The following is a 21,106-nucleotide window of genomic DNA, read 5'->3' as shown; positions in this document are numbered from 1 at the left end:
AACTTTGGCGGTCGCCCCTTGGTGGCCGCCATTCCATTTCGGGGGCATAGGGCATGAAGAAAGCTGGCTTTACGCAGGCTTGGTTGCCGATCCTTTTGCTGGTTCCCCAGCTATCGATCATTCTGATTTTCTTTTACTGGCCCGCCGCACAGGCGGTGCAATCATCGTTTTACTTGCAGGACCCGTTCGGGTTCGGATCGACCTTTGTGGGGGCGGACAACTACACCGACCTCTTGGGCAATGCGGAATACAAACGCATCGCGTGGTTTACGGTGATTTTCACGGTGTCGGTGACGTTCCTGTCGCTGTCTCTGGCCCTGCTTTTGGCGGTTAAGGCGGACAAGGTGATCCGCGGCGCCAAAGGGTATCGCACGCTGTTGATGTGGGTCTATGCCGTTGCCCCGCCGGTGGCCGGTTTCATCGGTCTGATCATGTTCAACCAAAGCTGGGGACCGATCACCCGCACGTTGCAGGCGCTTGGGCATGACCTGAAATTGGGCGTGAACTATTGGGATACGGCGGGCGCGATGATTGCGGTGTCGGTCTGGAAACAGATCCCCGTCAATTTCATCTTCTTTCTGTCGGGCCTGCAATCCATCCCCCGTTCCGTGCGCGAGGCCGCGTTGATCGACAACCGTTCGGCGTCTTCGCGGTTTTGGGGCGTGACGTTTCCGTTGCTGGCACCGACCGGCTTTTTCCTGCTGATCATCAATATCACCTACGCCCTGTTCGACACGTTCGGTGTGATCGACACCTTGGTAAAGGGTGAACCCGGCAATAACCCGATGACCCTTGTTTACAAGGTGTATGTCGATGGGTTCCGTGGCAACGACCTTGGCGGGTCGTCCGCACAGTCGGTGATTTTGATGGTGCTTGTTCTGGCCCTGACGGTGTTTCAGTTCCGCATGGTCGAACGCCGCATCCACTATACCTGAGGTGCAGAAATGTCAGATATGACCAACCCGCCCCGCCGTCGTTTGCGCCTTGGAACCATCATGGACCACGCGATCCTGATCATTGGCGTTCTGGTGATGGTTCTGCCGCTTGTGATGCTGGTCCAGATGTCCAGCATCCCCGACACCGAAATCATCAAGACCGGTCCGTCCCTGCAGTTCGGGGATCAGCTGGACGACAATTTCAACAAGGCGATGTTCGGCGCCACGGGGTTTTCCGGTGAAAACGCGGGCACGCGGATGTTGATGAATTCGCTGATCCTTGGGATCGGGTTTGCCGTGGGCAAGATTGTGATCGGGATGATGGCCGCCTATGCGATCGTCTATTTCCGTTTGCGGTTCGCGACGCTGGCGTTCTGGGTGATTTTCACGACGCTTCTCTTGCCGCTTGAGGTGCGGATTTTGCCGTCCTACGAGGTGGTGCAAAAGCTGGGCATGGTGAACACCTATCACGGGCTGATTATCCCGCTGATCGCATCGGCCACGGCGACGTTCTTTTTCCGCCAGTTCTTTCGCTCGGTGCCCGAAGAGTTGGTTGAGGCCGCGCGCATCGACGGTGCGGGACCGGTGCGGTTTTTCATCGATATCCTTGTGCCGCTGTCCCAAACCATGATCGCCGCGATGTTCATCATCATGTTCGTCTTTGGGTGGAACCAATACCTGTGGCCGACCATGATCACGACCGAAGAAGGGATGTTCACCCTCGTGCGCGGGATCAAACAAATCGTTCAGGTGCTTGAGGGCAACCGCGTCCCCGAATTCGGTCGCGCGAACCTGTTGGCGATCATCGCCGTGGTGCCGCCCGTCCTGATCGTCGTCTTTTTCCAGAGCTGGTTCGTCAAGGGCCTGACCGAGTCCGATAAATAAGGAAGAACAATATGGCACAGGTATCTTTGAACAGCGTTCAAAAAGTCTACCCCAACGGATTTCAGGCGCTGCACCCCACAGGGTTTGAGGTGGCGGATGGCGAATTTGTCGTGCTGGTCGGCCCGTCGGGTTGTGGCAAGTCGACCTTGCTGCGGATGATTGCGGGGCTTGAGGACATCACTGACGGCACCCTGCATATCGGGGATCGTGTGGTGAACCACGTGGATCCCGCCGATCGGGACATCGCGATGGTGTTCCAGAACTATGCGCTCTACCCCCATATGACTGTGCGCAAGAACATTGCCTACGGTTTGCAGAACCGCAAAATCGCCAATGATGTGATCGCGGGCAAGGTCGCCGAGGCGGCAGAGATGCTGAACCTCAACGACTATCTGGATCGCAAGCCCAGCCAACTGTCCGGTGGTCAGCGTCAGCGCGTCGCGATGGGCCGTGCGATTGTGCGCGATCCGTCGGTGTTCCTGTTTGACGAACCTCTGTCGAACCTTGACGCCAAACTGCGCAACCAGATGCGGGTTGAGATCAAGGCGTTGCAGCGCCGCTTGGGCGTCACGTCGATTTATGTGACCCATGATCAGGTTGAGGCGATGACCATGGCCGACCGGATCATCGTGATGAACGCGGGCCGCATTGAACAGATCGGCACCCCGTCCGAGGTGTACCACCGCCCTGCGTCGACCTTTGTGGCGTCCTTTATGGGCGCGCCGCCGATGAACATGCTGCCCGGTGTGGTCGACAATGGCGCGGCGCATCTGTTTGACCTGCCCATCGCCGATCAGGTCGCCGCCCGTGGTGAGGTCATTGTCGGCATCCGCCCCGAGGACCTAATCCCCGACGCCACCGGTCCTTTGGCGATTGAGGTGGACCATATCGAAGACCTCGGCGCACATCGGTTGCTGCACGGCGCGCTGCGTGACGCGCGTCTGACCGTGCATGTGTCCAAGGACGTCGAGGTCGCCCATGGCCCCCTGCGTGTGGCGATCAAACCGGACGCCGTGTCGGTGTTCGATCCGGCCAGCGGGGCGCGGTTGTGAGGACTGTCGTGTCCGCCCTTAAACCGGTTGGCGCGGCGGATCGGCAGGCCATTCTGGACGGCCCGCGCACGTCCGTGGTGCACCGCAACTGGATGTCGACGCTGCAATGCATGAACGATGTTCAAGTTGGCGGCACGGCATCGCGCGATACCCTGCCCGCATCGCTGTCCGTCGTGGCGTGGAACGTCGAACGGTGTCTGTTTCCGACCGACACCGCCGCGCGGATTGCGCCGTTTTCGCCCGACATCGTTCTGTTGTCCGAGGTCGATTGCGGCATGGCCCGCACGGGGCAACGGCACACCACCGCCGATGTCGCGGCCGAATTGGGCATGGCCTATGCGTTCGGGGTTGAGTTCTTTGAACTGGGCCTTGGCGGCGCGACCGAGCGGGATCGCTGTACCGACGATTTCAACGCGGACGGCTGGCACGGGAATGCAATCCTGTCCGCCGCGCCGATGCTGCGGGTTGAGATGCTGCGCCTTGATGATCACGGGCATTGGTTCGTTCTGGGCCGCGATGACGTTGATCCCGATCAGCCACGGATCGGTGGACGCATGGCATTGATGGCGGAGATCGCGACCGAAAACGGGCCGGTTTGCGCGGTCTCGACCCATTTGGAAAGCAACGCCAAACCCGATCACCGCGCGGAACAGTTCGACCTGTTGATGGACCGTATCTACGCCTTTGCGCCGGACATGCCGGTGATCATCGGGGGCGATCTGAACACCGGAAACCACGTGCCGCCGGATTTCAGCTGGACCCACGAGACCCTGTTCAAACGGGCCGAGGCGCGGGGATACGATTGGTCCCTGTCGCCCGAGGGCATGACGACCCAGCCCAGCCTGATCACCCCCCATCCCGCGCGGCAAATGCGTCTGGACTGGTTCGCGACGCGGGGCATGACGGGGCAGGCGTCCGAGATGATCGAGGCAAACGATCCAAACGGTCGTCCCCTGTCCGATCACCACGCGATCTGGTGTCGCGTTCAGATATAGGTCAGGGCGTCCTGACGGTCCTTTCGGTCAAGGTGGGGTACGGCGTTGAACGCCTGTAGGGCCAGCGTATCCCCCGCCTTGACGAACCGGTGTTGGGACGTGTGATAGACGTGGATCAACATATTGGCATAGCTGGGAATTTCCAGCCCCATCAAGATCCGCGCCGCCATGGCGATGACGCCCGCACTGCACACATACATCACGCGTCCGCCGGTCTGTTCGGCGTCGGCAATCATCGCGCGGATGCGGGTTTCAAAGGCGTCAAAGCTCTCGGCGGGGCTGTCGATCAGGCCGTCGTGCCATGCGCTTAGGACTTGGGGGACGTGGGCGATGAAATCCGCGCGGGAGCTTGGCCAAGCGACGGCATGGGATTTCTCCAAGGACGTCGACAGGCCGAAATAATCCATCTCGTTCAGGCGGGCGTCCTGATCAAACCCGACCCCCAGCGCACCGGCCACCGCCGCCGCCGTATCGCGTTGACGGCGCAGGGTGCCCGACACGATCCGGTCAAAGCTGCGGTCGTTCTCGGCCATGAAATCACCCAGCCACGCGGCCTGTTGCGCGCCAAGGTCGCTGAGGCGATCATAGCTCTCTTCGTCCTTGGCCCCGGAATTTGCCTGACCATGCCGTACAAAGGTGATTTCGACCATTTTCGCCTGTCTCTCACGGGTGCCCGCCGTTTTGTGGATGGGGTATCACGGCGGGGCCTTGACCTCTAGCCGATTTCGCCGCACACCCACGCCATGACACAGAAAATCGCCCTGATCACTGGTGCCTCCCGTGGGTTTGGCGCCGCTTTGGCCGAAGAGCTGGCCGCGCTGAACTGGCATGTTGTGGCCGTGGCGCGCACGACCGGCGCGCTTGAGGAACTGGATGACCGCATTCAGGCCCGTGGCGGCAATGCGACGCTGGCCCCGATGGATGTCTGCAATATCGAGGCGATGCGCCACCTGTGCCGGTCGATCTATGACCGCTGGGGCAAGGTCGACCTGTGGGCCCATACCGCGATCCATGTGCCGCCGATGTCGCCCGCCGACCATCTGGACGCCAAGGATTGGGACAAAACCGTTGCGACCGGTGTCACCGTTCCGGGGCAGTTGATCCCGTTCGTGTCGCCCCTGTTGCGCGCGTCGGGCGCCGGTGTGGCTGTGCATGTGGACGACCCGAACGCGGGCAAGTTCCTTGGGGCCTATGCCGCCGCGAAATCCGCGCAACGGACGTTGTTCGCGTCATGGGCAGCCGAGAACGAAACCATCGCGGATCTGGACGTGCGCACCTTCACGCCCGCCCCGATGGCGACCGCCACCCGCGCCCGTTTCTATCCGGGTGAGGATCGCGCGCCGCTGGCCCATCCCACGGATGAGGCAAAAAGGTTGATCTCGACCCTTTAACGCAACGGTTGCGTGCCGCTTTGCTTGCCGATGGCCGGTCCCTCTACTATTGAAGAGGAAACAGGCCAGAGCAGGTGGGATCATGCGCATTCTTGTAACGAACGACGACGGTATCAACGCACCGGGTCTAAAGATCGCGCAACAGATCGCCCATGACATCGCCGGACCTGATGGTGAGGTCTGGACCGTCGCGCCCGCGTTCGAACAATCGGGCGTCGGGCACAAGATTTCCTATACCCATCCGTTCATGATCGATCAGCAGGGGCCACGTACCTTTGCCGCCGAAGGTGCCCCCGCCGATTGCGTTCTGGCCGGTGTGAACCACGTTCTGGCGGGGCAAAAGATCGACCTCGTTTTGTCCGGCGTCAACCGTGGCAACAACGCGGGGGAAAACACGCTCTATTCCGGTACGCTGGGCGCCGCGATGGAGGGCGCGTTGCAAGGCATCCCCGCCATCGCCCTGTCCCAATTCATTGGACCCAAGAACCGCGAGGCCGAGACGCTATTCTCGGCCGCCGCCGAACATGGCACGGCCACCGTGCGCGCGCTGCTGGACAAGGGGCTGTGGGACGGGTCCGGATACCGCGTGTTCTATAACGTCAACTTTCCGCCCGTGCAGGCCGCTGATGTGCGCGGGATGCAGGTCACGACCCAGGGCTATCGCGCCGACGGGTTTTTCGGGGTGGAGCCGCATACCTCGCCCTCGGGGCGTAAATATCTGTGGATCAAGGGCGGGAACCAACATATCGCGACCGAACCGGGGACGGATGTGGCCGCGTGTTTGGATGGCTATACCTCGGTCACACCGATGCGCGCCAATTTGACGGCGGGTGACGCGGTCGCGTGGTTGAAAGAACAGCTTGAATGAGTGACGCCGAACGCAAAATGCAGTTTCTGTTCGCGCTCCGGTCCAAGGGCGTGACGGATAGCCGTGTTTTGACGGCGATGGAACGGATTGACCGCCGCGATTTCGTGCGCGGGGGGCTGTTCTCCAACCGCGCGGATGAGGACATGCCGCTACCGATTGCGTGCGGCCAAACGATCAGCCAGCCCTCGGTCGTCGGTGTTATGACACAGGCGTTGCAGGTCAATCCCCGTGACAAGGTGCTAGAGGTCGGAACTGGCTCGGGCTATCAGGCCGCGATCCTCAGCCATCTGGCGCGGCGCGTGTACACGGTTGAACGGCACCGTCGGCTGGTTCTTGCCGCGCAAAAGCAATTCGACCGCCTACAGTTGACGAACGTCACCGCGATGTTAGGGGACGGATCGCACGGCCTGCCCGATATTGCGCCGTTTGACCGCATAATTGTGACCGCCGCCGCCGAGGACCCGCCTGGGCCCCTCTTGGCCCAATTGCGGATCGGGGGTATCATGGTGGTACCCGTCGGTCAGTCGGATGCGGTGCAAAGCCTGATCAAGGTGACCCGCACTGAAGACGGGTTAGAGTATGATGAACTGCGACCTGTGCGTTTTGTGCCGCTGGTCGAAGGTATTGGAAAAGAGTGATCCCGAGTAGGTCCGGGCAAACACGGACCACCGATTGAGGAGAGAGCCATGGCGCCCCTGCGTGCAACGATTATGATTTGCTCGGCCCTTGCGCTTGCCGCGTGTGACGATTTCGACATCGACCTGCGCCCCGGTGCGGCGAATACGTCCGGCGCGGTGCAAACGGCGACCTCGCCGCGCCCCGAACCCGATGCGAACGGGATCATTACCTATCCGAATTATCAGGTGGCTGTTGCCCGTCGTGGTGACACGGTCATGGATGTGGCCGAACGTGTCGGTCTGACGCCCGAGGAACTGGCGACCTTCAACGGTATCCGCCCCGCAGATAGCCTGCGCGAGGGTGAAATCCTTGCTCTGCCGCGCACCGTGGGCACGCCTGCCGATGACACGATCGACATCACCACCATCGCCGGTGGCGCGATTGAACGTGCCGAAGGTCAGGGACAGGTCGGTGCGATCACACCGGTTGAGACCACCGTGATCACCGACCAACCCGAACCGATCCGCCATCAGGTCGTGCGCGGCGAAACCGCCTATTCCATCGCGCGTCTCTATGATGTGTCGGTGACGTCGCTGGCGGAATGGAACGGGCTTGGCCCCGATCTGGCGGTGCGCGAGGGGCAATACCTGTTGATCCCCGTGGCCGTTGACGGGTTCAGTTCGTCCGAGGCCGCCGCGCCCGTCGTTGTTGCCGATGCGTCCGAGCCCGGCGGGACAAGCATCGCGCCGCCCCCGCCCAGTGCCTCGACCCCGCTGCCTGCCGATGACACCGTCGCCGCCGCCGAGGTGATCACGCCCGAGTCCCCCGATCTGGCGGCCGAGCAAACCGTGACCGCCGCGCGCATGGCCTTCCCCGTGAATGGCAGCATCATCCGCGAATACGCCAAGGGCAGTAATGAGGGCATCGATATCTCGGCCCCCGTCGGCACCGCAGTCAAGGCCGCCGCCGCAGGCACGGTCGCCGCGATCACCCGTGACACCGATCAGGTGCCGATTCTTGTGATCCGCCACGATGGTGATTTGTTGACGGTTTATGCCAATATCGACGCGATCACCGTGGAAAAAGGTGACACCGTTGCCCGTGGCCAGACCGTCGCCAAGGTCCGCGCCAGCGACCCGTCCTTCCTGCACTTTGAGGTCCGCGACGGGTTTGAGAGCGTCGATCCCATCGACTATCTGCAATAATCCGCGCGATGAAACTGCTGGATAACGTCATCTCGGATCGGGGCTCCAAATACTCGGTCTCGGGCGGGCCCGTCACGTCGCGGGCCGAGGTGGACGCCTTCCTGAAGGATCTGAAAAAGAACAAGAAATTCGCCAAGGCCACCCATAACACATGGGCGGTTTTGCTGCCTGACGGTCCGCTCAAGGCCGATGATGGCGAGGCGGGGGCGGGCAATGTGATCCTGCGGATGTTGGAGCGCGAAGGCGTCGAAAACCACGTCATCGTCGTGACCCGCTGGTTCGGGGGGAAACACCTTGGCGGGGACCGGTTCCGCCATGTGGCCGAGGCCGTGCGCCTCTACCTTGCCGACGCCTGACCCACTTTGACACCGATCAAAGACCGCCACGCGCGCCGGTTGCATAGTCTCCCCGCAACACAGGAGGCACCCGATGAAACCGCTTGGCAAACCCATCGACCATTATTGGAAGGTTCAGGACATGGCCAAGGCCACCGGCACCGATCTGGTTGCCGCATGGCAGGACGGTCGCATCGGCGAACAGGAATGGGCGGGCATGGTCGAACGTTGCCGTGCGTGCCAATGGGTCGACGGCTGTAAACGCTGGCTGGACCAACATGGCGACGGCAATGCCGAACCGCCCGTTGATTGCGTCAACCACCGCCGGTTTGAACACCTGCGCGCCACGGGCCACGCCCCGAACAGTTGACGCGCCCACCCCGCGCCGCCACGATGCGCGGATGGCAGAGTTTCTTCGTCGCCTCAAATGGCGCTGTATCTGGAGCATGGCGGGCCTGCGGGACACGTGGGCGGGCGAGCATTCGTTCCGATCTTGGGTCTGGGCGAATGTGGTGTCCGCGATTGCCGCGTTCCTGTTGCCCCTGACGGGGGGCGAACGCGCGCTGATCCTGTCCCTTGGGGTGATGGTTCTGGCGCTGGAACTGATCAACACCGCGATAGAGCGCACGGTCGACCGCATTTCCATGGATCACGACGATTTAGGTCGTCAGGCCAAAGACGCAGGCAGCGCCGGCGTCGCCACCGCCGCCATCGCAGCGGGGGTGGCATGGGTGGTGATTTTGGTGGCTTAGGGCTTTTCCGCATCCCCTACCAACCATAGCACGAACGCGGCGGCGATTGGTGATGCTGCCAGTCCGAACAAAAACCATCCCAAAGGGTCCCTGTTACGAGCGCGCGCCATGTCTATTGGAAGCGTGAAGAGGAGGTAGCACACATAAAGGCCGATAATGGCACCGACGAGGCCTGTTATTAGCCCCAAAAGTCCAAGTGAAGTACTGTCCAAAATTCTGACCCAAGTAAGTTATCTTTTCCTGAACGTATTAAGTAACTCTCCAAGTTGCAATTTTGGATTGAATGTCATGCCCACCGCGCCCCAAAGGCGGGTACCCCTTCGTCGATAAGTAAGCTATCGTCACGCCGGTGTGCTGGCGTTCCAGAGCATTTCGAACAGCATGGATTGCAGGTCGGCGAATTCGCGGCTCTCGATGATCACGCCATAGTTCTCCTTGCGCGACGAGATGATCGCGACCTTGTTGTCGTAGACGTATTGCGTCATCGACAGCAGCAGTTCCTCGGGGGCAAAGCGTAGGTCGCGGCGCTCATCCGCGCTGCGCGGCCAAATTTGCTCGCTGTCCTTCTCGCGCGAGCGGACCACGCGCAGGGAGATGCCGCGCTCAAGCCGTTCGGCGATCAGTTGGTCCATCACCTCAATTCCGGGGATCGTCATCAGTTCATCCATCGACAGGATGCCGCAGAGCCGCCCCGACGTGCAGGTCAGCGTGTCCCACAGCACCTTTTTGATGCCGTCCACGCCCTCGTAGAAATGGATTTGCGGTTTGCCCGCCGCAAGGTTGTACATGGACCGCAGGTGGGGCAGCAGGTCCTCGGCCACCTTGCGGCGCTGTTCCATCTGTTGGAGCAGGGCGATCGGGTCCTCGACGCGCACCATGCGGCGTGTCCCCACGTCGCGCAGTTGCAATAGGCCCTCTTTCTCTAGTTTCTCGGCCAGATCATAGCCTGTGGTGCGCCGCACGCCCGAGCGTTCCGCAACCTCGTTGATGCTGGCCTCACCCAGATCGAGGGCGGCCATGTAGAACTGATAGGTTTTGCCGGTGATGCCGAGACGGTGGAGTTGGGATTCGATGCTCATGTCGGATTCTTGTGCAAGATGGTGGGGAAATGTTGTCGAAAAAAATAGACAACTTGTGGAAAAAGCACAATTATTAATCGCAGGGTTTTGATGTGGTGGGCGCAAATAAGGGAACAAATTTCGAAAATATAGCGAACAAAACCGGATTTTGCCTGTCGAAAACTTTCGAAACTTTGGTGAATTTCGCAAATTTTATTGCCGGAAAATTTTGACAGTGCTTCCCTTGATGCAGGTCGAGACCACTCCTCGGCCGCCTCATATCCGTTCGCAAAAGGAATTCCACATGGCTCGTTTTCACTCTCCGACCCTTGCTGTTCTGCTGACGATGACCTCCGGTTTGGTGCTGCCTGCGCAGGCCCAAGAGGTGGTCAATATCGGGATCATCCAACCCCTGTCCGGCCCCAACGCGCAATTTGGCACCAACGCCCTGCACGGCAGCGAAATGGTCGTCGAGGCCATCAATGCGGCGGGCGGGATCAAATCCATGGGCGGGGCCAAGGTGCAACTCGTCGTCGCCGATGTGCCAAGCCCCAACGCGGCCCCCGCCGCGACCCAGCGTCTGGTCTCCCAGAACGAAGTCGCAGGCGTGGTCGGCGCATTCATTTCGTCGATCACCCTGTCCGCATCCGAGATCACCGAACGCGCAGGGGTGCCGTTGATCACCTTCGCCTTTGCCGACCAGATCACTGAACGCGGCTATGACTACGTGTTCCAAGTGACCCCCAAGGGCAGCACCTTTGGCAAGGATCAGTTGGGCTATACCGTTGCGATCGGTGAGGCTGCGGGCACTGAAATCGACAAGATCGCGATCCTTTATGAGGACACCGCATATGGTACCGCCCAGGCCGCCGGTCTGCGCGCCGAGGCCAATGCCCGCGGGATCGAGATCGTCATGGATGAGGCCTATCCCCTTGGCATCACCGATGCCTCGGCCCTTGTGAATAAACTGCGCGCCTCGGACGCCGAGGTGGTTTTTCCTGTCTCTTATCTGAACGACTCTTTGCTGATCATCCGCACGATGCGCCAACAGGGGCTGACGATCCCCGCGATTGGCGGCGCGGCGGGCTATGTCATTCCGAACTTCAAAGAAGGTCTGGGCGATCTGGCGGAAAACACCTTGTCCGTGGCCTCGGCCGCGGGTGATGCGATCCCCGAAATTTCCGCAGCCTATGAGCAGAAATACGGAAGCTTTATGACGCATGAGGCCGTGGCCTTTGCCGCCGCAACGGATGCGATGATCCAAGCGATCGAAATCGCGGGCACCGATGATCCCGACGCCGTGCGCGATGCGTTGGACGCGCTGGAGTATTGCGAAGGCTTTGCCAAGGGCATGCCGAGCGGCTGTATCAACTTTGACGAAAACGGCCATAACGCAGTGACCTATCCGATCATGGTGCAATGGCGCGGGGATGAGCCCGTGACCGTCTATCCGCCTTCGGATGCGACGACCGACCCGATCTGGACGCTGGAGCCGACCCAATAAGGGACGGCAACGGGGATCAGACATAATGGCGTATTTGCAAGCGATCCTGGATGGCATCCTGCTTGGGGGTGTATACGGGGTCATTTCGACGGGGCTATCCTTGGTGTTCGGTGTGTTGGGCGTGGTCAATTTCGCCCAAGCCGAATTCCTGATGGTTGGGATGTATGTGGCCTATTTCGCGTGGGCCTATCTGGGGCTGGATCCGCTGATCGCAGCGCCATTGGCCTTTGGGGTGGTGTTTGTTCTGGGGTTCTACATCCAGAAACTGTTGGTGGGGCGGGTGATGTCCGCGCCACCTGCGGCCCAGATTTTTCTGACGGTTGGGTTGATGATCACCTTGGAAAACGGGGCGTTGGTCCTGTTTGGATCGGATTTCCGGTCGGTCAACGTGCCCTATCAGATCCAAGGGTTTCGCTTGGGTGAATTGTTCGTCTCGGCACCGTATCTCTATGCCTTTTTGTGGGCGGTGGTGATTACCGGCGCGCTGTGGCTGTTCATGGCGCGCAGTTGGACCGGACGGGCGATCCGTGCAGTGGCGCAGGACCCGATGGCGGCGACGCTTGCGGGGATCAACACCGCGCGCACCTATAACATCGCCTTTGGCCTTGGCGTTGGTCTGACGGCCTTTGGCGGGGCGGTGATCCTGCCCTATATCACGGTTAGTCCCACCGCAGGGGTGCAGTTCGCGGTCCTGATGTTCACGGTCGTCGTTCTGGGCGGTCTGGGCAGCACCACAGGCGCCCTTGTCGGCGGGATTGTGGTCGGGATTATCCAGTCCTTGTCGGGGCTGTTGTTCCCGATCCAGCTGCAGAACCTTGTCCTTTTCATCATCTTTATCCTTGTGCTGGCACTGCGCCCGCAGGGCCTGTTGAAAGGGGTCTGAGATGCGGTTGAAACCTACAGGTATTCTGTTGCTGGTCCTGTTTGTGGTGGCGGTTTTGCTGCCGCTGGGGCTTGATCCGCGGGGCAACTGGTTGCGGGTCATGGGGACCGTGATGATCTTTGCTGCCGCCGCGCAGGCGTGGAACATTATGGGTGGCCTCGCCAATCAGGTGTCTCTGGGCCATGCGGCGTTTTTCGGGATCGGGGCCTATGTGTCGACGCTCCTCTACATCAACTTCGGGATCAGCCCGTGGATCGGGATGCTGATCGGTGCACTGGTCGCGGCGGGGGCGGGGGCCTTGATCTGTTTGCCAACGCTGCGCCTGACAGGGCATTACTTTGCCCTTGCCACGCTGGCCTTTGCCGAGGTGTGCCGCGTCATCGCCAACAGTTGGAGCAGCGTGACAGGCGGTCCCGTTGGTCTGACGATCCCGTTTGCGGGCGACGCGCCTCTGTTGTTCCAGTTCCGCTCGACCGTGCCCTATTACTATATCATTCTGGCCCTCTTGGTCGTGGTGTCGGTGGTGTTCTGGCGCATTCAGGTCGGCGCCTTCGGCTATCGTCTGCGGGCGCTGCGCGAAACGCCCGAGGCCGCGTCGGTGGTCGGGGTGAACGTGTTCCGAACAAAGATGATCGCGACGATGATTTCGGCGGCTCTGACCGCGCTTTGCGGCACCGTGTTCGTCCAGTTCACCTTTTTCTTCGATCCGGACTCGGTCTTTAGCCTGACGACGATTTCGATCCGTTTGGCGATGATTGCGATTGTCGGTGGGTTGGGGACGTTGATTGGCCCGATCATCGGCGCGCTGTTCTTGCTGCCGCTCGAAGAGGTCGCGATCACCCTGTTGTCGTCGCAGGCATCGGGCGTGGCACAACTGGCCTTTGGGGTGGTCTTGATCGCGGCAATCCTGATCCAACCGCGCGGATTGGTGGCGCTCGGCCCATGGATCATGCGCCGCCTGAAGGGCGGCCAACCATCCGCCCCATCGGATATGACCGCAAAAGGGGAAACAAATGTCTGATCCGATCCTCAGCCTGAACAAGGCAACCGTGACCTTTGGCGGTGTGCGGGCGTTGGACGACCTGTCTTTTGACGTGAACCGCCAAGAGATCGTCGGCGTCATCGGCCCGAACGGGGCAGGGAAAACCACCCTGTTCAACAGTCTGGTCGGTTTGCAAAAACTGCGCTCGGGGACGATCACGCTGGAAGGGGTGGTGGTGTCTGATCGCAAACCCCACCAGATCGCCGCGCTTGGGATGACCAAGACGTTTCAGAACACGTCGCTGTTTCCGGATATGGATGTGCTGGGCAATGTCACAACGGCGGGTCTGCTGCATCACCCCTTGGCCGAGGCCCGCGACAAGGCCGCCGATATCCTGGACCGGATGCGGCTGACCCCGATTGCGCGGGCGGGGATTGACGCGCTGACCTTTCCCCAGAGGGCGTTGATCGAAATGGCACGCGCGATGGCGACCAACCCACGGGTTCTGTTGCTGGATGAGGTGATGGCGGCCCTGACACCGTCCGAAATGGATGAGGTCATGGAAACCGCGCGCCAGTTGCGGGCGGATGGTCTGACGATCCTTGTTGTCGAACACCACATGCGCGCAATCATGAGCCTCTGTGACCGCATCGTCGTTGTGTCCTTCGGGCGCAAGATTGCCGAAGGCACGCCCGATCAGATCGCCGCCGATCCGGCCGTGATTGAGGCCTACCTCGGCTCAAGCGCCAAGGAAAAGGAGGTGCAGCATGCTTGATGTCCAAGGTCTATCAGGTGGCTACGGCGGGATCGACGTGCTCCACGATGTGTCGATCTCGGTCGAGGCGGGGGAAACGGTCACGATCCTCGGGGCCAACACGGCGGGCAAAAGCAGCCTGATGCGCGCGATATCCGGTTTGTTGCCCCGGGTGTCGGGCAGGATCACCTTTAACGGTGCCGACCTAAGCGCACAGGCCGCGCATGGCATTCCCGGCCTCGGGATCGCCCATGTGCCCGAGGGTCGGCATGTCTTCAAAGAGATGTCGGTTGAGCAAAACCTGATGTGCGGGGCCTATTGCGCCCGTGATCGGGTGGATGCGCGGGCGCGTCTTGATGTCGTGTTTGACCTGTTCCCCCGCCTGATGGAGCGTCGCAAACAGGCAGCCGGTTCCATGTCAGGGGGCGAGCAACAGATGGTCGCCATCGGGCGCGCGATGATGTCTGATCCCAGTCTGATCCTGATGGATGAGCCCAGCCTCGGCCTTGCGCCTATTGTGGTCGATAGCGTCCACGAAGCGATGGGACGGATCAATGCGCTGGGCGTGGCGATCCTGTTGGTGGAACAGAATGCGGTGATGGCCCTGTCGGTGGCGCGGCGTGGCTATGTGCTTGAGAGCGGACGCCTTGTGTTGTCGGGGGATGCGGCGGCCTTGCGGGACGATCCCGGAGTAAAGCGGGCCTATCTCGGCGTCTGAGACCGGCCCGCCCAGAATGACAATCAGGAGAAGACAATGACACTACGTGCAAGCGTGGCCCAAATCGGGTCCGTTCCCTTTGATGCGGCCAAAACCACGGACAAGGTCGTCGACTGGATCAACAAGGCCGCCGATGACGGCAGCGAACTGGTCCTGTTCCCCGAGGCGATGATCTCATGCTATCCCAAGGGGTATGATTTCGGCTGTATGATCGGGGTGCGGACGCCCGAGGGGCGCGAGGAATTCGCGCGCTATTTCAACAGCGCGATCACCGTGCCCGGTGCCGAAACCGACCGCATCGCCGAGGCCGCCGCCGCACGCGGTATTCAGGTCGTGATCGGGGTGATCGAACGCGACGGCGGCACGATCTATTGCACTGTTTTGTTTTTCACGCCTGAGGGCGGTTTGGTGGGCAAGCACCGCAAGCTGATGCCGACCGCCTCGGAACGTCTGGTCTGGGGCTATGGGGACGGGTCGACCTTGCCCGTCTTTGACACCTCGGTTGGTAAGATCGGCGCGGTGATCTGTTGGGAAAACTATATGCCGATGCTGCGCATGGCGATGTATGCCAAGGGCGTCGCGGTTTATTGTGCTCCCACCGCCGATGACCGCGAGACGTGGCTGCCGACCATACGCCACATCGCGCGTGAGGGGCGATGCTATGTCCTGTCCAGCTGTCAGGTCCTGCGCCCCGAGGATTTCCAAGAGGCGGACCGTCCCGACATGACACCCACGGCCGAGGGATTTTTGATGACAGGCGGATCGGCCATCATTGACCCTCTGGGCGAGGTCGTTGCGGGCCCCGTGTTCGGCGAGGAAACCCTGTTGTCGTTTGATCTGGACGCCGACGTGATCGCGGGGGCCAAACTGGATTTCGACGTTGCCGGTCACTATGCGCGGCCTGACGTGTTCACCCTGACGGTGGACGAGCGCGAAAAGACCCCTGTGCGCAGCGTGACGTCCTAAAACATCCAGCCCCACCGTTGGTCGGTGGGGCGACCTTCGCCGCACACTAACCGCCCGCTTTTGTCGGGCACGCGACTAATTCCCAAAAACCTGCAAAATGGCGGGAATAAGGGGCCGGTGCGGCACGTATCCCTCTCACTAGCATCTAACGCGGAGCAGCCCGGCAGCCTGCCAAATGATCCGCACAACCAGAGTGATGAGGAGATATCGTATGAGTATTCAAACAATGGCCATCGGCGGCGATCACGGCACGGATTTCGACATTCAGGCCGTCCATTCCATCGGCTTTCGCGAAAGCGATATGGTCGAGGCGATCTTGCTGAACGGGACCAAACACGGCGACACGCAGGGCAAGGAAACCCTGGTCCTGGAATTCCAGCAGGACGAATACATCGTGAAACTGGTCGTCTATGAAATCGACACCAGAGGCGAAACCCGGATTGCTGGCGTCGCACTCGAAACCAACCGCGGGCGGGTCCTGAAGGCGGGGACGCTCAAAGGGCGGTCCACGGTGCTAGAGGGGGTCCGTATCCTTGGCCTTGGCGGGAACGCGGGGCATCAGCTGTTCAAACTGCGCGCGCGCTATATCGCCGACTATCAGGAATCCAGCCTGATCGAACGGGGCGCCCTTGCCGTGACCGGCGTGATCGCCCAAGGCCAGACCTATGAAAGCTTTGAGTCCAGCCGCGTGTCCAAGATGAACGCCTCGCGCACCTTCCTTGAGACGGTCACAAGTATTGAACACTCGACCGAGAGCAGCGCCGCCATCGGCGAATTCACCGCCAAGGCCAGCATGACCTTTGGCCTGAGCGTGACGACCCAAGCCGAGTTCAACCAGCAGGTCGAGAGCGAAACCACCACCAGTCAGCGCCTGACCTATTCCCCGCCCGAAGGCCACATCGGCCTAGAGGTCGTGGCCATGGATGCCTTCCGCGCCAGCGACGGCACCGTCTGGTTCTTTCCGACGGGTGAGCCGAACATGAAATCGGCGGCCATCTCGGGTGACAATGTCATCAAGCAAGAGGTCTATGACATGACGGGCACCTTGCCTCTGCATCTGCCCTATATGGCGGACCAATGTTATGGTTATGAGCGTTTTAGCACCCTCTGATCGCCCGGACCGCTCGAGCGAAAGCCGCCCAATCGGGTGGCTTTCGACGAGTGCAGGGGCGCAAAACCGGCAGGTATCCAACCGTGTCGGCACAAACCCGCGAACACAGGTGTGTCGCCTGGGCGCATTATTGCCTTGGGTTGTGGGGTATGCCTCTATCGACCTGATTCATCGTGTTCCTGTTTCCAACGATTGTGCCCGTATGCCCACGACCCTAAAGCAAGACCTGATCGCGCTTTTGCCAAGGTTGCGACGGTTCGCCTTTACGATCGCCCGTTCCGCCGCCGATGCGGACGATCTGGTGCAAGAGGCCTGTATCCGCGCTCTGACACGTCAGGACCAATGGAACCCTGCCCAACCTCTGGATCGTTGGGTGTTTCGCATCCTGCGCAATGTCTGGATTGATGAGGTCCGCAAACGACAGGTCCGCACCGGTCAGGGGCAGATCCCCGCCGAAGACGCCTCTGAGCTGATCAGCGTTGAGACTGGTGAGGCGCGGTTCGCCGAGCGCGAGTTGCACAAAAAGATCACCGAGATGCCCGATGAACTGGGCCTTGTGGTTCTTGTCGTTTCGGTCGAAGGCTATAGCTATAAAGAGGCGGCAGAGTTGCTCGATATCCCCGTCGGCACGGTGATGAGCCGCCTGCATCGCGCAAGGAAACAGCTTGCGCAGGATATGGTAGAGCCGCTGGGGGTGACGTCGTGACAATTGCTTCTGAAAAACTCAGCGCCTTTCTGGATGGCGAACTTGGCCCCGAAGAAATGTCAGAGATTGAGCGCGCATTGGAAAACGACGCCGCCCTTCAGGCCGAACTTGAAAAGCTGATGCAGGCGGATGTCGTATTCAAACAGCATTTTGACGACATGCTGGGCGATCCGGTGCCTCTGGATCTGGCCAAGGTGGTCGAGGGGTTTGAGGCGCCAGTCATCGCAAACATCCCCGCCGCGCCAAAACCGCGGTTCTGGATGGTCTCGGCCTCGGCTGTGGTCGCGCTGGTGGTTGGTTTGTCGGGGGGCTTTTTCCTTGGACAAGAGAGCGCGGGGAACGCCCCGCAAACCCAGATCGCCGCGCGCGGATGGTTGGATGACATCGCGTCCTACCACCGTGTCTATGCCGCACAAGACCGCCATCTGGTTGAGGTTCCCGCCTCAGAGGCCACGCATATTGAGACATGGCTGACCAGTTCCGTCGGAACACAGGTCGCGATCCCCGACCTAAGCGACATGGGCCTGACCTTTGCGGGGGGGCGGTTGCTTGTGGCGGCGGACAAACCTGTCGCGCAATTGATCTACACCGATGCGAATGGTGCGGTTGTCGCGCTGTGTTCGATCAAGACGGACGCGCCGGTTGAGGGTCTGAACGCCCGAACCGTCGGGGCGTTTGACATGGTCAGTTGGGGCGCGGGCACGGCGAATTTCGTGTTGATCGGGGATCAAGGCCGCGCGGACCTGCCCCAGATCGCGCAATCCCTTGCGACCGAGGCCTAGCCTGCGCGAAATTATTTTCGGCCCGCGAGAATAATCTGGCCTCCGCATTCGTAGACGTGATGACCGCACAGACGGCGGCAACACGGAAAACGAAACGGAGACAGCTTATGAAACTTTCAATTCTTGCCCTGACCGTGGCCCTTGGCCTTGGTGCATGTGACGCCTACGCGGCGGGCCATTCGTCCGCCCCCGCGATTGAGGCCAACGGTATTCTGACCAATGCCGACGGGATGAGCCTCTATACCTTTGACCCCGATACGGCGACCACCTCGGCCTGTAACGGCGGTTGCGCCAAAAGCTGGCCGCCGTTGGCCGCAGGGGAGGGTGCGCATGACGCGGGTGATTTCACCGTCATCACGCGCGAAGATGGCACCACGCAATGGGCCTATCTGGGGCAGCCCCTGTATCTCTGGATCAATGATCGCAAGCCGGGCGATACCACGGGTGACGGCGTCGGTGGGAAATGGCACCTCGCCCGTCCCTAACGACCAACCCGCGCGCATCGTGTTTTGTCATGGTGCGCGCGGGGTAGGGGATCAGGGTGCCAGTTGGCCCCACAGATCATATTCCCCCGCCTCATCCACGGTGACCGAAACGATATCCCCGACGTTCAAACCTTGGGTGTTCTCGTCGATAAACAGGTTGCCGTCGATCTCCGGCGCGTCGGCCTTGGTGCGGCAGGTGGCGATGCCGTCTTCGTCGATATCGTCCACGATCACATCCATGGTCTGCCCGACCTTGGCGGCCAGCTTGGCCTCGGAGATCGCTTGGGCCTTTTCCATGAACCGTTCCCACCGGTCCTGTTTGACCTCTTCGGGGACGTGGTCGGGTAGGGCGTTAGAGCGCGCCCCGTCGACGTTTTCGTATTTAAAGCACCCGACGCGGTCCAATTGCGCCTCATCCATCCAGTCCAGCAGGGTCTGGAATTCATCCTCGGTCTCACCGGGATAGCCGACGATAAAGGTCGAGCGCAGGGTGATATCGGGACAGGCCGAGCGCCACGCCGCGACTTCGTCCAGCGTCTTGGCCGCCGCCGCAGGGCGGGCCATCCGTTTCAACGTGTCGGGGTGGGCGTGCTGGAACGGGATGTCCAGATAGGGCAGGATCAGACCCTCGGCCATCAGCGGGATCAGGTCGCGCACATGCGGGTAGGGGTAGACATAGTGCAGGCGCACCCATGCGCCCAGCGATCCAAGATCGCGCGCCAGATCGGTGATATGGGCACGGTGGTCGCGGTCAGTGGCGTGCTTGATATCCACGCCATAGGCCGATGTGTCCTGCGAGATGACCAGCAATTCGCGCACACCGTTTTGCACCAGCTTTTCCGCCTCACGCACAACGGCATGGGCGGGACGGCTGACCAGACGGCCACGCATATCGGGGATGATGCAGAATTTGCACTTGTGGTTACAGCCCTCGGAAATCTTGAGATAGCTGTAATGGCGCGGCGTCAGGGACACGCCGCTGGCCGGTAGGAGGTCCACAAACGGATCGGGGTTCGGCGGCACGGCACCATGCACGGCATCCAGCACCTGTTCGTACTGATGCGGGCCCGTGACGGCCAGAACATTGGGATGCGCGCCGGTGATATATTCAGGCTCGGCCCCCAGACAGCCGGTCACGATCACCCGCCCGTTTTCGTTCAACGCCTCGCCGATGGCCTCAAGGCTTTCGGCTTTGGCGGAATCGAGGAACCCGCAGGTGTTCACGATGACCGCATCCGCGCCGGAATAGTCGGGCGAGATCGCATAGCCCTCGGCGCGCAGGCGCGTCAGGATGCGTTCGCTATCGACCAAGGCCTTGGGACAGCCAAGGGACACCATCCCGATTGTCGGCTGACCCTCGCGGGGACGCTCATCAAAACGGGGTTTGGGGGCAAGGTCGGGGCGCAGGTTTGGCGGGTTCGTGCTCATCTTGCCCATATAGACGCGAATCTTTGGGCGGAAAAGAGAGCACGTTTCGGTGTGATGGGCGCTCTCGATGCAAATGTGTCGGGTGGCGGACACCGCATTCTGAAATCCGGCGCATCCTGATCCGGATTTTACCCAGTACATTCCGGAGCGTTTATGTCCATCAAAGTATCCTTCATCAACCTCAGCAGTATAGATTTCACCGGCAAGCACAAAACGCTGGCCGAAGAGGGCCTCAAGACCGACATCACCTATCCTGGCGACTTTCTAACGGCGCGCACGGGTCACCAGACCATGGAGATCGACCAAGAGGTCCTGTCTTGGTACGTCGACGGGAACATGGAAACGTGGTCCACGTGGATGCCCACTACGGATGGCGGCAAAACCTTTAGCACCGAGGGCGCGTTCGGTGTGAAAACCGAAAGCCCGCTGCAGTTCCTGTCGATTGGCAAGGCGCCTTATTGGTACGCGGGCCACATCAAACACGGCCACAACGGGTACACGTGGGACATCCGCGACGGCCATGACAAGGCAACGCCCTACACATGGGCCCCTGCGGGCAAGTTTACGGTACTGGCAACGCCGGTCTGTCATCACAAATCAATCGACATTGAGGTCACCATTACCGACCTCCCCAAACCGATGCCGGGGGTCTGAGCAATGGCGGAACTGATGTTTATGGCGGCTCGCCACAAT

The 21,106-nt window shown here is 60.8% G+C and carries 25 protein-coding genes; 22 read left to right on the top strand and 3 right to left on the bottom strand.

Features of this window, described 5'->3' with window-relative positions:
• The first annotated feature begins 53 nt into the window (after window positions 1-53).
• Genes R1W00_RS12570 through R1W00_RS12555 form a run of 4 tightly spaced genes read left to right on the top strand, consistent with a single transcriptional unit; the run spans window position 54 to window position 3,867 of the window.
• The gene (locus tag R1W00_RS12570) at window positions 54-935 is read left to right on the top strand and encodes an ABC transporter permease subunit (protein WP_317263101.1); all 882 of its coding nucleotides are present in this window, start codon (window positions 54-56) and stop codon (window positions 933-935) included.
• A 9-nt stretch (window positions 936-944) separates the two neighbouring features.
• Entirely contained in the window at window positions 945-1,820 is an 876-nt protein-coding gene (locus tag R1W00_RS12565) for an ABC transporter permease subunit (protein ID WP_317263100.1), read from the top strand.
• Between the two features lie 11 nt (window positions 1,821-1,831).
• Window positions 1,832-2,872 carry a sn-glycerol-3-phosphate ABC transporter ATP-binding protein UgpC gene (locus R1W00_RS12560; RefSeq protein WP_317263099.1) on the top strand — a complete coding sequence of 347 codons (1,041 nt, stop codon included), beginning with the start codon at window positions 1,832-1,834 and terminating at the stop codon, window positions 2,870-2,872.
• 8 nt (window positions 2,873-2,880) lie between these two features.
• Window positions 2,881-3,867, top strand: a complete 987-nt coding sequence (locus R1W00_RS12555) for an endonuclease/exonuclease/phosphatase family protein (protein ID WP_317263098.1) — start codon at window positions 2,881-2,883, stop codon at window positions 3,865-3,867.
• Here R1W00_RS12555 and R1W00_RS12550 read toward each other — a convergent pair.
• Window positions 3,858-4,517, bottom strand: coding sequence for a histidine phosphatase family protein (locus tag R1W00_RS12550; protein ID WP_317263097.1), 660 nt, complete (start codon window positions 4,515-4,517; stop codon window positions 3,858-3,860). The genes R1W00_RS12555 and R1W00_RS12550 overlap by 10 nt on opposite strands.
• A gap of 93 nt (window positions 4,518-4,610) precedes the next feature.
• Here R1W00_RS12550 and R1W00_RS12545 point away from each other — a divergent pair, with 93 nt between their 5' ends.
• The 7 genes from R1W00_RS12545 (at window position 4,611) to R1W00_RS12515 (ending at window position 9,036) form a co-directional block, all read left to right on the top strand.
• The gene (locus R1W00_RS12545) at window positions 4,611-5,258 is read left to right on the top strand and encodes an SDR family oxidoreductase (RefSeq protein ID WP_317263096.1); all 648 of its coding nucleotides are present in this window, start codon (window positions 4,611-4,613) and stop codon (window positions 5,256-5,258) included.
• Window positions 5,259-5,340: 82 nt separating this feature from the next.
• Window positions 5,341-6,126: a 5'/3'-nucleotidase SurE gene (surE, locus tag R1W00_RS12540; protein ID WP_317263095.1), complete on the top strand. Its 786-nt coding sequence runs from the start codon at window positions 5,341-5,343 to the stop codon at window positions 6,124-6,126.
• Window positions 6,123-6,764, top strand: coding sequence for a protein-L-isoaspartate(D-aspartate) O-methyltransferase (locus tag R1W00_RS12535; protein WP_317263094.1), 642 nt, complete (start codon window positions 6,123-6,125; stop codon window positions 6,762-6,764). Before surE ends, R1W00_RS12535 begins: the two co-directional genes overlap by 4 nt.
• A 48-nt stretch (window positions 6,765-6,812) precedes the next feature.
• Window positions 6,813-7,949, top strand: a complete 1,137-nt coding sequence (locus R1W00_RS12530) for a peptidoglycan DD-metalloendopeptidase family protein (protein ID WP_317263093.1) — start codon at window positions 6,813-6,815, stop codon at window positions 7,947-7,949.
• A gap of 8 nt (window positions 7,950-7,957) precedes the next feature.
• Entirely contained in the window at window positions 7,958-8,305 is a 348-nt protein-coding gene (locus R1W00_RS12525) for a YigZ family protein (RefSeq protein WP_317263092.1), read from the top strand.
• Between the two features lie 73 nt (window positions 8,306-8,378).
• Complete coding sequence (locus R1W00_RS12520; RefSeq protein WP_317263091.1) at window positions 8,379-8,654, top strand: DUF6455 family protein; 276 nt, start codon at window positions 8,379-8,381, stop codon at window positions 8,652-8,654.
• A gap of 31 nt (window positions 8,655-8,685) precedes the next feature.
• Window positions 8,686-9,036: a diacylglycerol kinase gene (locus R1W00_RS12515; RefSeq protein WP_317263090.1), complete on the top strand. Its 351-nt coding sequence runs from the start codon at window positions 8,686-8,688 to the stop codon at window positions 9,034-9,036.
• Between the two features lie 341 nt (window positions 9,037-9,377).
• On the opposite strand, the gene R1W00_RS12510 is transcribed toward R1W00_RS12515, so the two are convergent.
• The gene (locus R1W00_RS12510; protein WP_317263089.1) at window positions 9,378-10,115 is read right to left on the bottom strand and encodes a TrmB family transcriptional regulator; all 738 of its coding nucleotides are present in this window, start codon (window positions 10,113-10,115) and stop codon (window positions 9,378-9,380) included.
• Between the two features lie 283 nt (window positions 10,116-10,398).
• Between R1W00_RS12510 and R1W00_RS12505 the strand changes: the two genes are divergently transcribed.
• The 10 genes from R1W00_RS12505 (at window position 10,399) to R1W00_RS12460 (ending at window position 18,985) form a co-directional block, all read left to right on the top strand.
• Window positions 10,399-11,598, top strand: coding sequence for an ABC transporter substrate-binding protein (locus R1W00_RS12505; protein ID WP_317263088.1), 1,200 nt, complete (start codon window positions 10,399-10,401; stop codon window positions 11,596-11,598).
• A 25-nt stretch (window positions 11,599-11,623) separates the two neighbouring features.
• Window positions 11,624-12,481, top strand: a complete 858-nt coding sequence (locus tag R1W00_RS12500; RefSeq protein ID WP_317263087.1) for a branched-chain amino acid ABC transporter permease — start codon at window positions 11,624-11,626, stop codon at window positions 12,479-12,481.
• A gap of 1 nt (window position 12,482) precedes the next feature.
• Window positions 12,483-13,502 (top strand): branched-chain amino acid ABC transporter permease, encoded by a 1,020-nt coding sequence (locus R1W00_RS12495; protein WP_317263086.1) that lies wholly within the window; start codon window positions 12,483-12,485, stop codon window positions 13,500-13,502.
• A complete protein-coding gene (locus R1W00_RS12490; protein WP_317263085.1) occupies window positions 13,495-14,238 on the top strand; it encodes an ABC transporter ATP-binding protein in 744 nt (247 codons plus the stop codon). The genes R1W00_RS12495 and R1W00_RS12490 overlap by 8 nt, the downstream gene beginning before the upstream one ends.
• Window positions 14,231-14,935: an ABC transporter ATP-binding protein gene (locus R1W00_RS12485; protein ID WP_317263084.1), complete on the top strand. Its 705-nt coding sequence runs from the start codon at window positions 14,231-14,233 to the stop codon at window positions 14,933-14,935. The genes R1W00_RS12490 and R1W00_RS12485 overlap by 8 nt, the downstream gene beginning before the upstream one ends.
• 36 nt (window positions 14,936-14,971) lie before the next feature.
• A complete protein-coding gene (locus R1W00_RS12480) occupies window positions 14,972-15,901 on the top strand; it encodes a carbon-nitrogen hydrolase family protein (RefSeq protein ID WP_317263083.1) in 930 nt (309 codons plus the stop codon).
• A 211-nt stretch (window positions 15,902-16,112) separates the two neighbouring features.
• Window positions 16,113-17,012 carry a jacalin-like lectin gene (locus R1W00_RS12475; protein ID WP_317263082.1) on the top strand — a complete coding sequence of 300 codons (900 nt, stop codon included), beginning with the start codon at window positions 16,113-16,115 and terminating at the stop codon, window positions 17,010-17,012.
• A gap of 202 nt (window positions 17,013-17,214) precedes the next feature.
• Window positions 17,215-17,718 carry an RNA polymerase sigma factor gene (locus R1W00_RS12470; RefSeq protein ID WP_317263081.1) on the top strand — a complete coding sequence of 168 codons (504 nt, stop codon included), beginning with the start codon at window positions 17,215-17,217 and terminating at the stop codon, window positions 17,716-17,718.
• Entirely contained in the window at window positions 17,715-18,500 is a 786-nt protein-coding gene (locus R1W00_RS12465) for an anti-sigma factor (RefSeq protein ID WP_317263080.1), read from the top strand. Before R1W00_RS12470 ends, R1W00_RS12465 begins: the two co-directional genes overlap by 4 nt.
• A 107-nt stretch (window positions 18,501-18,607) precedes the next feature.
• Window positions 18,608-18,985 carry a hypothetical protein gene (locus R1W00_RS12460; RefSeq protein WP_317263079.1) on the top strand — a complete coding sequence of 126 codons (378 nt, stop codon included), beginning with the start codon at window positions 18,608-18,610 and terminating at the stop codon, window positions 18,983-18,985.
• Between the two features lie 51 nt (window positions 18,986-19,036).
• Here the strand turns inward: R1W00_RS12460 and rimO are convergent, their stop codons facing one another.
• On the bottom strand, window positions 19,037-20,413 hold the full coding sequence (gene rimO / locus R1W00_RS12455; RefSeq protein ID WP_317263078.1) for a 30S ribosomal protein S12 methylthiotransferase RimO: 1,377 nt from the start codon (window positions 20,411-20,413) through the stop codon (window positions 19,037-19,039).
• A gap of 153 nt (window positions 20,414-20,566) precedes the next feature.
• Between rimO and R1W00_RS12450 the strand changes: the two genes are divergently transcribed.
• The gene (locus R1W00_RS12450; RefSeq protein ID WP_317263077.1) at window positions 20,567-21,067 is read left to right on the top strand and encodes a hypothetical protein; all 501 of its coding nucleotides are present in this window, start codon (window positions 20,567-20,569) and stop codon (window positions 21,065-21,067) included.
• Window positions 21,068-21,106: the final 39 nt, after the last annotated feature.

It is taken from the genome of Rhodovulum sp. FJ3 (assembly GCF_032918305.1).
Taxonomy (GTDB): domain Bacteria; phylum Pseudomonadota; class Alphaproteobacteria; order Rhodobacterales; family Rhodobacteraceae; genus SAT37.
The sequence above is the reverse complement of the archived record's forward strand: the minus strand, read 5'-3'. Positions and strand labels throughout refer to the sequence as shown.

Coding starts and splice junctions, on each gene's coding strand:
- R1W00_RS12570 (WP_317263101.1), top strand. CDS start 54: ATGAAGAAAGCTGGCTTTACGCAGGCTTGGTTGCCGATCCTTTTGCTG.
- R1W00_RS12565 (WP_317263100.1), top strand. CDS start 945: ATGTCAGATATGACCAACCCGCCCCGCCGTCGTTTGCGCCTTGGAACC.
- R1W00_RS12560 (WP_317263099.1), top strand. CDS start 1,832: ATGGCACAGGTATCTTTGAACAGCGTTCAAAAAGTCTACCCCAACGGA.
- R1W00_RS12550 (WP_317263097.1), bottom strand. CDS start 4,517: ATGGTCGAAATCACCTTTGTACGGCATGGTCAGGCAAATTCCGGGGCC.
- R1W00_RS12545 (WP_317263096.1), top strand. CDS start 4,611: ATGACACAGAAAATCGCCCTGATCACTGGTGCCTCCCGTGGGTTTGGC.
- surE (WP_317263095.1), top strand. CDS start 5,341: ATGCGCATTCTTGTAACGAACGACGACGGTATCAACGCACCGGGTCTA.
- R1W00_RS12535 (WP_317263094.1), top strand. CDS start 6,123: ATGAGTGACGCCGAACGCAAAATGCAGTTTCTGTTCGCGCTCCGGTCC.
- R1W00_RS12530 (WP_317263093.1), top strand. CDS start 6,813: ATGGCGCCCCTGCGTGCAACGATTATGATTTGCTCGGCCCTTGCGCTT.
- R1W00_RS12525 (WP_317263092.1), top strand. CDS start 7,958: ATGAAACTGCTGGATAACGTCATCTCGGATCGGGGCTCCAAATACTCG.
- R1W00_RS12520 (WP_317263091.1), top strand. CDS start 8,379: ATGAAACCGCTTGGCAAACCCATCGACCATTATTGGAAGGTTCAGGAC.
- R1W00_RS12515 (WP_317263090.1), top strand. CDS start 8,686: ATGGCAGAGTTTCTTCGTCGCCTCAAATGGCGCTGTATCTGGAGCATG.
- R1W00_RS12510 (WP_317263089.1), bottom strand. CDS start 10,115: ATGAGCATCGAATCCCAACTCCACCGTCTCGGCATCACCGGCAAAACC.
- R1W00_RS12505 (WP_317263088.1), top strand. CDS start 10,399: ATGGCTCGTTTTCACTCTCCGACCCTTGCTGTTCTGCTGACGATGACC.
- R1W00_RS12500 (WP_317263087.1), top strand. CDS start 11,624: ATGGCGTATTTGCAAGCGATCCTGGATGGCATCCTGCTTGGGGGTGTA.
- R1W00_RS12495 (WP_317263086.1), top strand. CDS start 12,483: ATGCGGTTGAAACCTACAGGTATTCTGTTGCTGGTCCTGTTTGTGGTG.
- R1W00_RS12490 (WP_317263085.1), top strand. CDS start 13,495: ATGTCTGATCCGATCCTCAGCCTGAACAAGGCAACCGTGACCTTTGGC.
- R1W00_RS12485 (WP_317263084.1), top strand. CDS start 14,231: ATGCTTGATGTCCAAGGTCTATCAGGTGGCTACGGCGGGATCGACGTG.
- R1W00_RS12480 (WP_317263083.1), top strand. CDS start 14,972: ATGACACTACGTGCAAGCGTGGCCCAAATCGGGTCCGTTCCCTTTGAT.
- R1W00_RS12475 (WP_317263082.1), top strand. CDS start 16,113: ATGAGTATTCAAACAATGGCCATCGGCGGCGATCACGGCACGGATTTC.
- R1W00_RS12470 (WP_317263081.1), top strand. CDS start 17,215: ATGCCCACGACCCTAAAGCAAGACCTGATCGCGCTTTTGCCAAGGTTG.
- R1W00_RS12460 (WP_317263079.1), top strand. CDS start 18,608: ATGAAACTTTCAATTCTTGCCCTGACCGTGGCCCTTGGCCTTGGTGCA.
- rimO (WP_317263078.1), bottom strand. CDS start 20,413: ATGAGCACGAACCCGCCAAACCTGCGCCCCGACCTTGCCCCCAAACCC.
- R1W00_RS12450 (WP_317263077.1), top strand. CDS start 20,567: ATGTCCATCAAAGTATCCTTCATCAACCTCAGCAGTATAGATTTCACC.